Annotated in this window: 1 protein-coding gene; it reads right to left on the reverse strand. The window is 45.7% G+C overall.

What is annotated here, in order from left to right; translation table 11 throughout:
• Positions 1-640, reverse strand: a 640-nt coding sequence (locus tag AC1DWB_RS36845) for an MFS transporter (protein WP_477545983.1), incomplete at its 3' end; no start/stop codon positions are given.
• Positions 641-657: the final 17 nt, after the last annotated feature.

The raw sequence follows: 657 nt of genomic DNA on the forward strand, positions 1-657 counted from the left end.
TCATAAGCGTACCTGGAAGCATCACAAGTCCCGTATGAAGGGAAGAAGCATGTTGAATGTTTTGCATATAGATCGGCACCAGAAGTGTTCCTGCATATAGCGAAATCGTAATAATACAATTGATGATCAGACTGAAAGTGAACCTGGATATCTTGAATACTCGCAAATTGAGCAAGGGAGAATTCACCTTCAACGTCCGCTTAACAAAATACACCATGATGATGATTCCTGCGCCAAGTAAGGAAATTGTTTTCCATGATGACCATCCCCAGCTACTGCTTTGACTGAAGGATAGCAACAAGGAGCTCGTCGCTACGATAACGGCAAGGAATCCAATTACGTCCAATTTGATTCCACGGCTTATGCGGTAATACGGGATGAACTTCAAGGCGATCAGAATAGCTACAATCCCAACCGGTATGTTCATGACGAAGAGTGACTTCCATCCGAAGTATTCCGTTAGCCATCCCCCAATGGTCGGTCCGAATGCCGGAGCCAGCATGGCCGATACACTCCACAATCCGATGCCGAGTGCCTGCTTATCCTTGCGAATGACTTGATAAATGATCGTCATCGTCGTAGGCATGATGATTCCGCTGAACATGCCCTGCATGATACGAAAAATGATTAATGATTCCATGCTCCACGCCAACGTAC

It is taken from the genome of Paenibacillus sp. P4_E11 (assembly GCF_056401635.1).